A 12,140-nucleotide genomic window follows, 5' to 3' on the forward strand; every position below is an offset into this window, starting at 1 on the left:
TAAAAAACAAGGCAAGCCACATACATGGCCTGCCTTACCGTTTAAAATGATATGTTCAAAATCTCGAGCTCAATCATGCCCTGCGGCACCTTGATCTGTGCCTTCTCGCCCACCTTCTTGCCAAGAAGACCTTGTGCAATGGGGGTATTGACCGAAATCTTTCCTTCCTTCAGATTGGCTTCACTTTCAGACACGATGGTATAGGTCATCTTCATGCCGTTCTTCACGTTCTTCAGTTCAACCTTGTTCAGAATCTGTACAGAGTCAGTCTTCAGCTTGGACTCGTCGATGATTTTGGCATCAGCAATAACGGCTTTCAGCTTACTGATTTTCATCTCGAGCAATCCCTGTGCCTCTTTGGCAGCATCATACTCGGCATTCTCGGACAGGTCACCCTTGTCGCGCGCTTCGGCAATGGCAGCCACCACTTTCGGACGCTCCACCGTCTCCAACTCTTTCAAATCGGCCAACAACTTGTTGTAGCCTTCTTCTGACATATAAGCCATACTTTTTCCTCCTTAATTTCTTAATTTATATTTGTTTTTATATGGTATTATAAAACAAAAAAGAATTCCAACATGTCAGCCATGTTGGAACCCTCTTCCAATATTTCACGGGCAAAGATAGTACTTTAAACAATATGTGTCAAGTACCCGCCGCTGTTTTGTAACATATTTAATGGAGTAACTCCTTCTTTATAACAAATTACAACAACTTCTGTATGGCGGCGTCCAAATCCTTGATAGTCTCGCCACGGGCACTCAATTCGTTGTTCCGGTTCACCAGGAACAGCGAAGGCAGCTTCTGTACATTGTAAGTGGCAGCCACGGACGAATAGACACCGTTGGCATCACGCACGCAAATCCAGGGCAGGTTGTCGGCCGTAGTCTTCCAGTAATGTTCGTCGGCATCGAGCGATACCTGATAGATTTCAAGACCGCGGGAAGCATATTTGGTGTACAGTTCGTTCAACATATAGTTGTGGCTGGCCGAGACGGCACTCTGATAGACCGTAAAGTCTACAATCACCACCTTACCCTTGAGATCGGTCAGTTTGTGGGCATTGCCCTTCATGTCGCGCAGGTTGATGTCTATCACACCCGTTTCTGTAACCTGCACCTGTTCGGGCAGTTCCAATGTCTTCTGCTGAGGAGTACGCGTGTTCTTCATACCCTTGAGGGCTATGTTGTACAGGTTCTTCGAGCGGTCGGCATGCGGATAGTAGTTGTTCAGACTCGTGGCCACAGCAGCAAAGCACTTGATGTCATCGCGGCTGTTGAGCGGATCGAAAATCAGATAACCGTTCACCTTCTGGAACAGGGCGAAATAGGCAGCCGCCGTATTGGGAGCCGCAAAGATATAACTTACCTTCACCTCGTCCTTGTAGCTCTTCATCAGCGCAGCCAGGCTATCCTGAAAGACATCCACGCCCAGCGTATGGTTCTGCATGGACTGATAGAGGCCGTCGACCTTGTTTTGCAGCTCCAGCTGTTTGAGCGACAGTTCCTTGATTTTCTCACAGTTGGCCGAACCCTCCACCGTATAGCCTGTAGCGAAATCGGAATAGGCAGCCCAGAAGCTTACAGTCTCTGTAGAGTCGATGGAGAAGTTGATGACCTTGTCCTCCAACCGCAGACGGTAGAATTCAGGCGAGGCCGGCCGGTTCTCCTTGAAGCTGAAGGCACCGCCTGCGTTCAGCTTCACCGAGTCGAGCGGCACAATTCCCTCGAGAGCCGAAGCCTCCAGATAGAGCATTTTACCGTCGGCGTCCTTCACTTCGCCTTCCACTTTGAATTTAGGTTCAGAATCACAGGCACCCAGCGCAACGGCTACGAGTGCCAACACGAATAATTTCTTCATATAGTCAGTGTGTTTATTTTCTAAATCAACGTGCAAATATACTCCTTTTCACGGTTAGTCAAAGCATTTTTGCCCCATCTTCCGCTCCAAAACCTTAAAAAAAAGTAGAAATACGAACTTTTATACTCATTTCCACCGCGTTAAGTGAATAAAATCATTATCTTTGCGCGAATTTTGAAAGAAAATAGATATAAAAGTTTTTTTATGATTAACCCAATTGTTAAGACGATCGAGCTTCCTGATGGCAGAACCATCACGCTCGAAACGGGAAAGCTGGCAAAACAGGCAGACGGTTCTGTAATGCTCCGCATGGGCAACACCATGCTGCTGGCTACTGTTTGTGCCGCAAAAGACGCAGTTCCCGGAACAGATTTCATGCCGCTTCAGGTAGAGTACAAAGAAAAATTCTCCGCATTCGGACGTTTCCCCGGCGGCTTCACCAAGCGTGAAGGACGCGCGTCGGACTACGAAATTCTGACTTGCCGCCTGGTTGACCGTGCTCTCCGCCCCCTTTTCCCCGACAATTTCCACGCAGAAGTATATGTGAACATTATACTTTTCTCGGCCGACGGCGTAGACATGCCCGACGCACTGGCCGGACTGGCCGCTTCTGCCGCACTGGCCGTATCGGATATTCCGTTCAACGGCCCCATCTCTGAGGTACGCGTAGCGCGCATCAACGGAGAATTCGTCATCAACCCCACCTTCGAACAGCTTGAGCAGGCCGACATGGACCTCATGGTAGGTGCTACCTACGAAAACATCATGATGGTGGAAGGCGAAATGAAGGAAGTATCCGAGCAAGACCTGCTGGCCGCCCTGAAGGCTGCCCACGAGGCTATCAAACCGCAGTGCAAGGCCCAGATGGAACTGGCCGAAGAGGTAGGTTCCACCGTAAAGCGCGAATACTGCCACGAAGTGAACGACGAAGACCTGCGCAAGGCCGTACACGATGCCTGCTACGACAAGGCTTACGCCATTGCCGCCAGCGGCAACCGCAACAAGCATGAACGCGAAGAAGCCTTCACCGCCATCTGCGACGAGTTCAAGGCCCAGTTCACTGAAGAAGAACTGGAAGAAAAAGCTCCGCTCATCGACCGCTATTACCACGACGTGGAGAAAGAAGCCATGCGCCGCTGTATCCTTGACGAAGGCAAACGTCTGGACGGCCGCAAGACAACGGAAATCCGCCCCATCTGGTGCGAAGTAAGCCCGCTGCCCGGCCCTCACGGTTCGGCTATCTTCACCCGTGGCGAAACGCAGTCATTGTCTACTGCCACACTGGGTACGAAGCTCGACGAAAAGATTATCGACGACGTGCTGACACACGGCAAAGAACGCTTCCTGCTGCACTACAACTTCCCCCCGTTCTCTACGGGCGAAGCCAAGGCACAGCGCGGTGTAGGCCGTCGTGAAATCGGCCACGGCCACCTGGCATGGCGCGCACTGAAGGGACAGATTCCTGAAGACTATCCGTACGTAGTACGTGTTGTTTCCGATATCCTCGAATCCAACGGTTCTTCTTCTATGGCTACCGTATGCGCCGGTACGCTGGCCCTGATGGATGCCGGTGTGAAGATCAAGAACCCTGTATCGGGTATCGCCATGGGCCTCATCAAGAATCCGGGCGAAGAGAAATATGCCGTTCTCTCCGACATCCTCGGTGATGAAGACCACCTGGGCGACATGGACTTCAAGGTAACAGGTACGAAGAACGGTATTACCGCTACTCAGATGGATATCAAGGTAGACGGTCTGTCCTACGACATTCTGGAGAAGGCCCTGCTGCAAGCCAAGGAAGGCCGTGAATACATCTTGGGCAAACTGACCGAGTGCATCGCCGAGCCGCGTCCCGAACTGAAGCCGCACGCTCCGCGCATCGAGACCATGACCATCCCGAAGGAGTTCATCGGTGCTGTCATCGGCCCGGGCGGAAAGATCATCCAGGGTATGCAGGAAGAGACGGGTGCTACCATCACCATCGAAGAAGAAGACAACGTGGGCAAAATCGAGATTGCCGGTACCAACAAGCAGAGCATCGACGATGCTATCCGCATGATCAAGGCCATCGTAGCCGTACCCGAAGTAGGCGAAGTCTACAAAGGCAAAATCCGTTCCATCATGCCTTACGGTGCGTTCGTTGAATTCCTGCCGGGTAAGGACGGTCTGCTCCACATCTCTGAAATCGACTGGAAGCGCCTCGAGACAGTCGAGGAAGCCGGACTCAAGGAAGGCGACGAGATTGAAGTGAAGCTGCTGGACATCGACCCGAAGACAGGTAAGTTCAAGCTGTCTCACAAGGTGCTCATCCCGAAACCCGAAGGTTACACGGAAAAGCCCGAAAGACCCAGAAGAGAAAAGAAATCCAATAACTAACGGATAGAAATCTTTTTCTATAACCCGAATCGAGAGAGGGTGCCCGCCACGGCGGAGCACCCTCTTCTTTTTATAATTAAGATGTAAACATGACTTTATTAGCTGTAAAATCCATATCTTTGCGCAAAAACAGACAATAACCATGATCAAGCTACTCCTGGTAGAAGATGACCCCAACCTGCGCTACGTGGTGCAGTGCGGACTGGAAGACATCATCGGCGGCTACGATGTACAGACGGCTGCCAACGGCGAAGAAGGCCTGAAGGTATGGGCCTCGTTCAAGCCCGACATCATCATCAGCGACATCGATATGCCTGTGATGGACGGCTTTGAGATGGTGCGCCGCATTCGCGAAACCGATGCCGACACACCCATCTTGTTCGCTTCGGCCCTCACCTCGCCCAAGGACGTGAGGTACGGTTACCAGCTGGGGGTAAACAACTACGTGAAGAAGCCCTTCATCGCCGACGAACTGGATGCCCACATACATGCCATCCTGAAGATGACGCAGGGTACACACATGCGCACGGAGACCGGCTTCTGCCAGTTTGGCTCCTACACGCTGGACACCGAACACAACACCCTGCGCGACGACCGCACCGGCCGGAGCCAGACGTTGACCGTCACCGAGGCCAAGCTCCTGCACATCCTGGCTCAGAACAAGAACGAAACCGTACGCCGCGAAGCCATTCTGAGCCGCTGCTGGAACACGGAAGATGATTATTTCGCCTCGCGCAGCCTCGACGTCTTCGTATCCAAGCTGCGCAAGCTCTTCGAGGCTGACGCCGACATCGAAATCAAGACCGTCCGCGGCGTAGGGCTGATGTTGGTAACGAAATGAAAAGGAACAATCTGTTTACCCTGCGCAAACCATTCATTTGCCCAGCCCAAACAACCCGTTTGCCCAGCTTAAACGGTTCACTTAAGCTGGGCAAACAGACGCTTTAAGCTGGGGAAATTCCTCCTATTGATACACCTGCACCTCCAGCTCGCCCCGCAATGCGCCCAGCGCATTCAGGGCCAGGGCTTCCAGCTCGTCTTCGCCGGGATAGACGCGGACGGGTGCCAGGAAGGACACACGCTCCTTGAGACGCGAGGTGATGTAATCCGAATAGGCGATGCCGCCCGTCAACAGAATAGCATCCACCTTTCCGTAGAGCACAACCGCCGCTGCACCCACACTCTTGGCTATCTGATAAATCATGGCATCCAGCACCAGCCGGGCATGCTCGTCGCCCTCCTCGATACGCTTCATCACGGCCTGCACGTCGGTCGTGCCCAGATGGGCCGCCAGGCCCGCATGGCCCGAGATGCGTTTTTTCAGTTCGCTCTGCGAGAACTTGCCGGAGAAGCAGAGGTCGATGAGGTCGCCCGCAGGCAGAGTACCCGCCCGTTCGGGTGAGAAGGGCCCTTCGCCGTCGAGGGCATTGTTCACGTCCACACAACGGCCTTTGCGATGAGCAGCTACAGAGATACCGCCGCCCAGGTGGCAGACAATCAGGTTCAAGTCTTCGTAACGCACGGGGCTGTCGGGTTGTTCCGCCGTCCGTTCGGCAGCATAGCGGCGGGCAATGGCACGCTGGTTCAGCGCATGCCAAATGGTGATGCGGGGCATGAGGGGCGAACCCGTGACGCGGGCCACCTCGTCCAGTTCGTCCACCACACCGGGGTCGGCTATGAATGCCCGGCAACCGGGCAGGGCATGGGCCAGCTCGGAGGCTATCAGGCAACCCAGATTACAGGCATGGGTACGCATGGCGTGCATGCAGTCATTGATCATGGCATCGTTCACCTCGTAGACACCACCGGGAATGGGTTTCAGCAGCCCCCCCCGTCCGATGATGGCATCGAAGACAAAGGGAATACCTTCGTGCTCCAACTCAGCAAGCACCAGATTCTTGCGGAACTCAAACTGGTCGATGACACGTGGATAGTGTACCAGCTCGTCTACAGAGTGGCGCAGCGTCTTGACAAATACAGGCTTTTCGTCCTCGAAAACGGCCATCTTGGTCGATGTGGAGCCGGGGTTGATGACTAATATCTTCATGAGAATGGTTAATGCTTAATGGTTAACGGTCAAACTGCTCTTTTCCTGTCATTCAATGGTATCTTGCCCATTGCTGGTAAGACAGGCCATAGCTATGCTGTAATACTTGGACAGCCCGCTGTCACTACGCGAAGGCAGCACCACGGGGCAGACGGGACCTTGCAGCAACCCCGCCATATCGGCATGCGAGAAGAGGGAGACGGCCTTGTAGAAGGCGTTTCCCGATTCGATGTTGGGGAAGATGAGCACGTCGGCCTCGCCATTGATGGGCGACACGATGCCCTTGATGTCGCCGCTGGTCTTCTCACACGAGGTCTTCACGTCCAGCGGGCCGTCGATGATGACGTTGCCGAACTCGCCCGCCTCGGCCAGCTCGACGATATTCACATAGTCCAACGAATGAGGAAACTTGGCACTGACCTTCTCCGTGCAGTGTATCAGGGCGATACGGGGTTGCTCGATGCCGAAGTGTCGGCAGGTACGGATGGCATACCAGATCATCTCGATGCGCTGCTGCAGCGTGGGCCTCGGGATGACGGCAGCATCGGAGAAAAACAGCAGCTTGTCGTAAGTCGGTATCTGCATCACGGCCAAATGAGTCAGCACCTTGCCCTTCGGCAACAGGCCGTGCTCCTTGTCGAGGATGGCACGGAGCAGGTTGTCGGTGTTGATGATGCCCTTCATCAGAATGTCGGCACCACCCTCACGCACGATGCGCACCGCCTCGCGGGCCGCCTCATCGGGGTCCTCGATGTGAATGGTACGGACATAGTCGGGATATTGCTTCAGCGAAGGATATTTCTCAAGGATAGACGAATTGCCAATCATCAGAAACTCAGCAATGCCCTCTTCCAGGGCCCTTGCAATGGCATACTCGGTATTGGGATCGTTGGCGCAGACCACAGCAATGCGTTTCCTGCGGTTCAGTGTCTTCAGGTGTTCCGTCAGTTGGTTAAAGTTGCGTATAGGTTTCATACCGTTAGATTTTTAGCAAATATCCGAAAAAATGTCGAAAAATACAGCATCCGACACTCGATTTTTACGTCCGTTTAATAACATTTTGACAACAGCGTATCTTTTTGGCCTCAGAATTTACACCAGGACCGATCACAGACCACACAGATGAACACAGAATTTTCTTCCGATGGCAGATTGTGAATACTAGGCAGGGAGGAGCCATACCCATCCGCACATTGAATGGAACTCGTACGAAAACGAGCAATGACTAAGAAAAAAGACGAACTATTCAGAACCGTCATAAAAAAACAGAATTGACAGCACATTCGTACAATAAAATAATAAGAAGAAAGTTCCTTTAAAGCTATTACACTTTTCAGGAACTCTCTTCTAGCATCTTTATCCTCATATAATATTCCCAGATACTCTTAGGATATGAGTACTTTTAGATTTTCATTACAAAGGTACAATATCACGCATCGTCAAGCACTACTGGAAATACCGATAAAACAGTCAACAAATATCAAATTAGTAGCCTAAAGGAGCATGCCCCGTGGATTGTATAACAGGAAGTTCTATAATGCCAGTTTGACTACGCGTTATTGTAGAATGGTTTTTCTTAGGACCCGGAATTAAAGGACTATATTCCAGAACAAATCGTACTCTGTCTCGTTGCTGCGCAGTGAACTGATCCAAATAACAATACATGTAGTCCATTATATTATGAGCCTCATATTCTCCAAACATCTGATCACCATCACGCAAGAACAGAGAAGTCCAATCAAAATTATCGGCTTTTGAAGGATTCTCCATAAATTCTCCAATCAGCCCGTTCAATTTAGCCTCATAACCGTTTGTTCCCATACGGACATAACTTCCCGTATCCGTACAATGGTCTGTATCGGCCCACCAATCGCCCATTACTTCACTAAATGTATGTCTCAGCCCGAAGTAATGCCCTAATTCATGTGCCAGTGTGATATAAAGTTTCGTTTGCTTATTCATCAATTCTTTCATCTCCGCATCCTTCACAAATTTGGCCAAAATATCTTCTTTCCCAACCATATAACTGCTATTAACCGAAATACCATGTACGTAGTTCAAATTTTCCAACGTAGTCCCTACCGGGGCTTCCTGTAGTCCTTCTATCTTATGCTCCGTATCCCCCTTTGGATTATAAGGGAAAGTCGACACGCCCAAAATATTCGACTCGGAAAAAGGATAAAGCAGAATATTCACATAGTCATTCGGTTCCCAAATGAAATGTTTATATTTTCCAGTTCTGTCTTCCATCACTTCTGTGGGATCAAGTGTTTTTTGTGGCCAATAAATACGTTCTATGCCTTTTTCTTCCAGCTTATTTCCTTGAGGATCGTATTCTGCCAAGGTGAATTCCATATTAAGATCCACACTTCCCGGACCTGCATTTTTATAAATTCTATTCACTTCATCCAACATGGCATAAATATCTGTTGCGGCAGGATTTTGCGCCAGGTCCTCAGCATCATTATAGATAACATGGAAAATAACAGGTATCTGGTATTTGAACTCACCTGTCGTATTATTAGCATCCTGCTGCAAAGTAATGACAAATTCCTGTTCCTCTGCGTACACAATAATTTCACCTTCCCTTGCATCACCCAAGTTCGCCTCAACCTGAAATACTAGAGCACGGCTTCCATACCCCTTTGATGTAAGCACTTTACACCAATCATTCTTTCCAACAGCAGTCCAATCAGCCTCTGTGTCCAAGGCTATTTCATAGGTTTTTCCCTGATAAGGGATGTTATTAATTTCATTTTGCTGCAAAGTCACAACTGGATTCGTTTGGTTATTATCGTCATCACAAGCAGCAACCAGCAAGGCGCAAATCAGAAATGATAGAAGTTTTGCATATATTTTCATCTTAACAATCATTTTATTTGAATTTATTATTATCCAGACTTTTTCAGTCTTATTTTCTCACAAGAAAAACTGTATTCAATTTAGTTACCGGAACTATTGTGAATGAATTATCCACAAATGGCAGAGCCTTACTTACATTACCTGCCAAGATACCGTCAGCATCTATTCTGAATTCATACATACAGGGCAAAGTAGTAACGACATTCCCATCATATCCCCATGCCAGCACATAATAGTCAGTTTCCGGCCGTAGACCTTCGATATTTATTTCCTGGCTTCCTGACACTTTTATAACATCCAACTCATCCTGACGCTCATTCATGAAACCAGCAGCCAATTCCTGCCCCGTAAGAGTATTGTTTTCTTCAGAAATAGCCTCATAATACCAAAGATAGCTTTCGTCCTGCATACTCGGAGTAATGTTCAACTGTATAGTGCCAGATTGTACACTCCTGGCTTCAATATCAAACTCCATGCCGTTACCGGGTTTCGGAGCAGAAATAAAACTCCCCGAACTGACGACCGATGCCATGGTTATATGAAACGCATTATCTATCTCGGCTACCTTAAAGGCAACAGCCATCCACACATATTCAGTTTCGGGCACAAGTCCAACTACCCGATAAGTTGTTTCCCCTTTACGGAACAAGATTCTTTGCAGTTCCTCAAGCCCTTCAGCCGACAATTGCCCATCAGGAGCGACCTGGGCCATTGCAGTACTGAAGTCATTTTGAAAAAGTGCACCAATAATATCGTCCACTGTATACCCACCTTCCACATAAGCATCAAAATCGGATTTCTTCATCAAATTAAAGTAAAAATCCACATCCTTGTTTGTTGGCGCAACAATCAGTTCTATAGGATAGGGGGCAACATTAGCTTTTACATCAAATGTACAGTCTACAGCATCTACGACAGGAGTCTCGAAGAAAAGGTATTCAGCCTTATTGGCTATTCTGGTACCCGACACAGCAAAAGCAACCAATTCATAAATTTGTCCGGGAAGTAACCCGTCTATCACCTTGCCAGTCAGATTACCGGTAATGGCAAGAGAAGCTACATAGTCTTGAAACTTCAAACCTTTCTTCTCAGCTTGCATTTTAAGCTCATTCATCAGGTAATCAGGAAGTTCTCCCTTAGGTACTCTGTCTATTGTACTCTTGTCTACATACAAACAAAGGTAAGGTATATCAGTATCTTTAACCTGAACATCAAAAGAAAAGGTGGTAGAGGTGGCTTCTCCCTGTACTATTGTCAATTCCTGATCATCAGGATTGAAAGTCATCCCTTCCTTATCCTTATCTTCCGAACAACCTACAAAAATAAAAGCAACCAATGCACAATATAAAGTATTAAGAATTGTTTTCATAATAATCTGTCAATGTGACCGGGGTATTTCCCAGCCGTGTAAAACGATAGTTATTTTGTTATCTTAAAAAGATTAGACTGTACGGGAAAGATATTCATAGCAGCATCCGACAAAGATATCTTCCCTTGCCAACTACCATTCCACGTATGTCCTCTGTCATCCAAAAATTTGAAATCCATTATATAAATTCCTTCACCCAAATATCTGATATTAAAGCTTCCGCTTGTAGCAGGAGCCACCTTACCTACCATGCCTGGACCAGCATAACCGCCCACATAAACTGTTCCGAGTAATTGCCCGTTAGATAAATCTAACCTACCTTGTGTAAACTGTCCCGGCATTGCAGTCTTATCCTCCGGAGCAGCAGCAAAAGTTCCATCAGGTATCGGTTCATTGAAATAGGCAAACGACTTACTTACAAATTCTACCATGAATCCGTCACCGGTTTGCCCATCTCTCGGATTAAGATTGATAGAATACGCTGTGCTTCCGTTACCATAAACATCTCCAAAATAAGTGCCTGTGCCTACAGCATTAGACAAATCCAGCGTATAATCGCCTGTTAAAGTAGAGAATCGTCCAGGCACAGAAGGTATAGTCAACAAGCCTTCATATTGCATCGTTACTTTGTACAAGCCATCCTCGGTTGTAAAATCACAAGTAATGCGATAACCTTCACCTTGTTCTTCTATAGTTAATGTCCCCTTATTCAACAGAGCTATACGATCACACTGGCCTGTTTCATTGAACATTTTTACATATGTACCTCGTACCATAGTTGGATCTGAGGTAAAAGACGAAGGTATTCCCGGAAAGATTGTACCTACCTCACCGTCTATCAATCCCGATTCATTAGGTTCCGTAAACGGATATATCCCAGGAGTAAGCCGACCGTCCTTGTCATATTTCAAAAAAATCTCGGTCACCAACTGTATTCTGTCAACAGGGATACCTATATCTGAAATTTCTTGTTTGGAGAACCGCAGTTCACAGTGCATCTTCTCCTTATCCCCCCGTCCATATTGCGCAAAGGCTGCATTGGGAACAAGGTTCAAATCGCTTTCTATCGATGGCATTTTCACCAGCCCCTGTAACACGACGCTACCGGTATAAGACACCATGTGTGTTTCCCCTATATCATCAGTCAGTTTGGCTGTAATCTTATATGCGCCATTCGTTTCTTCCACAACCACATACCCCGATTTGAAGTAATGCTCTACCCGATCTGAAAGTTCTGCTCCATTTTTTGTATATTTTGAACCAGCCATGTCCAACACTCCTACTGCACCATTATCAGATAAAACATAAGTTCCCGGACGCAATATAGGTTGATAAGGATCTACAGGCTGCTCATCCAATATCAATAAATTATAATAAATTCCACCCGGCAGCCAAACACCGTTTTCATCCCATCCTTTATCCGAAAAAGTAATACTATAATAGTCGGCTGCTCCAGCATAACTTTCCATCCAATATCCACTAAATTTCGTCAACTCGGATGTATGGGAAAACTCACATGCGGCTTGCTTTACCTCAAATTCTGTTCCAGCAAGTTCCTGATAATCTATTTTGAAGCTGTTTAAAATTTATTCAAAAATAATTTTATGGCGGCAATTTGCACCATAG

Annotated in this window: 9 protein-coding genes; 2 read left to right on the top strand and 7 right to left on the bottom strand. The window is 48.1% G+C overall.

Going from position 1 to position 12,140, the window contains the following annotated elements; translation table 11 throughout:
* Positions 1 to 41: 41 nt before the first annotated feature.
* Both greA and RDO88_RS12230 read right to left on the bottom strand, forming a co-directional pair.
* On the bottom strand, positions 42 to 506 hold the full coding sequence (gene greA / locus RDO88_RS12225) for a transcription elongation factor GreA (RefSeq protein ID WP_307759636.1): 465 nt from the start codon (positions 504 to 506) through the stop codon (positions 42 to 44).
* A 199-nt stretch (positions 507 to 705) separates the two neighbouring features.
* A complete protein-coding gene (locus tag RDO88_RS12230) occupies positions 706 to 1,860 on the bottom strand; it encodes a thioredoxin-like domain-containing protein (RefSeq protein ID WP_307759637.1) in 1,155 nt (384 codons plus the stop codon).
* A 204-nt stretch (positions 1,861 to 2,064) separates the two neighbouring features.
* Between RDO88_RS12230 and pnp the strand changes: the two genes are divergently transcribed.
* Both pnp and RDO88_RS12240 read left to right on the top strand, forming a co-directional pair.
* Entirely contained in the window at positions 2,065 to 4,236 is a 2,172-nt protein-coding gene (gene pnp / locus RDO88_RS12235) for a polyribonucleotide nucleotidyltransferase (protein WP_307759638.1), read from the top strand.
* Between the two features lie 142 nt (positions 4,237 to 4,378).
* Positions 4,379 to 5,077, top strand: a complete 699-nt coding sequence (locus RDO88_RS12240) for a response regulator (RefSeq protein ID WP_307759639.1) — start codon at positions 4,379 to 4,381, stop codon at positions 5,075 to 5,077.
* A gap of 123 nt (positions 5,078 to 5,200) precedes the next feature.
* Here RDO88_RS12240 and buk read toward each other — a convergent pair whose 3' ends face one another.
* The 5 genes from buk to RDO88_RS12265 form a co-directional block, all read right to left on the bottom strand.
* Positions 5,201 to 6,283 carry a butyrate kinase gene (gene buk, locus RDO88_RS12245; RefSeq protein ID WP_307759640.1) on the bottom strand — a complete coding sequence of 361 codons (1,083 nt, stop codon included), beginning with the start codon at positions 6,281 to 6,283 and terminating at the stop codon, positions 5,201 to 5,203.
* A 48-nt stretch (positions 6,284 to 6,331) separates the two neighbouring features.
* Positions 6,332 to 7,258 (bottom strand): phosphate acyltransferase, encoded by a 927-nt coding sequence (locus RDO88_RS12250; protein WP_307759641.1) that lies wholly within the window; start codon positions 7,256 to 7,258, stop codon positions 6,332 to 6,334.
* A gap of 510 nt (positions 7,259 to 7,768) precedes the next feature.
* Positions 7,769 to 9,145, bottom strand: a complete 1,377-nt coding sequence (locus RDO88_RS12255) for a zinc-dependent metalloproteinase lipoprotein (RefSeq protein WP_307759642.1) — start codon at positions 9,143 to 9,145, stop codon at positions 7,769 to 7,771.
* A 49-nt stretch (positions 9,146 to 9,194) separates the two neighbouring features.
* Positions 9,195 to 10,514 carry a hypothetical protein gene (locus RDO88_RS12260; protein WP_307759643.1) on the bottom strand — a complete coding sequence of 440 codons (1,320 nt, stop codon included), beginning with the start codon at positions 10,512 to 10,514 and terminating at the stop codon, positions 9,195 to 9,197.
* 50 nt (positions 10,515 to 10,564) lie between these two features.
* Positions 10,565 to 11,983 (bottom strand): hypothetical protein, encoded by a 1,419-nt coding sequence (locus tag RDO88_RS12265; protein WP_307759644.1) that lies wholly within the window; start codon positions 11,981 to 11,983, stop codon positions 10,565 to 10,567.
* Positions 11,984 to 12,140 lie beyond the last annotated feature (157 nt).

This window comes from uncultured Mediterranea sp., from assembly GCF_902493215.1.
In the GTDB taxonomy this organism is placed as follows: domain Bacteria; phylum Bacteroidota; class Bacteroidia; order Bacteroidales; family Bacteroidaceae; genus Bacteroides.

Excerpts from the sequence above, each read along its gene's own strand:
- greA (WP_307759636.1), bottom strand. The coding sequence starts at position 506 with ATGGCTTATATGTCAGAAGAAGGCTACAACAAGTTGTTGGCCGATTTG.
- RDO88_RS12230 (WP_307759637.1), bottom strand. The coding sequence starts at position 1,860 with ATGAAGAAATTATTCGTGTTGGCACTCGTAGCCGTTGCGCTGGGTGCC.
- pnp (WP_307759638.1), top strand. The coding sequence starts at position 2,065 with ATGATTAACCCAATTGTTAAGACGATCGAGCTTCCTGATGGCAGAACC.
- RDO88_RS12240 (WP_307759639.1), top strand. The coding sequence starts at position 4,379 with ATGATCAAGCTACTCCTGGTAGAAGATGACCCCAACCTGCGCTACGTG.
- buk (WP_307759640.1), bottom strand. The coding sequence starts at position 6,283 with ATGAAGATATTAGTCATCAACCCCGGCTCCACATCGACCAAGATGGCC.
- RDO88_RS12250 (WP_307759641.1), bottom strand. The coding sequence starts at position 7,258 with ATGAAACCTATACGCAACTTTAACCAACTGACGGAACACCTGAAGACA.
- RDO88_RS12255 (WP_307759642.1), bottom strand. The coding sequence starts at position 9,145 with ATGAAAATATATGCAAAACTTCTATCATTTCTGATTTGCGCCTTGCTG.
- RDO88_RS12260 (WP_307759643.1), bottom strand. The coding sequence starts at position 10,514 with ATGAAAACAATTCTTAATACTTTATATTGTGCATTGGTTGCTTTTATT.
- RDO88_RS12265 (WP_307759644.1), bottom strand. The coding sequence starts at position 11,983 with ATGGAAAGTTATGCTGGAGCAGCCGACTATTATAGTATTACTTTTTCG.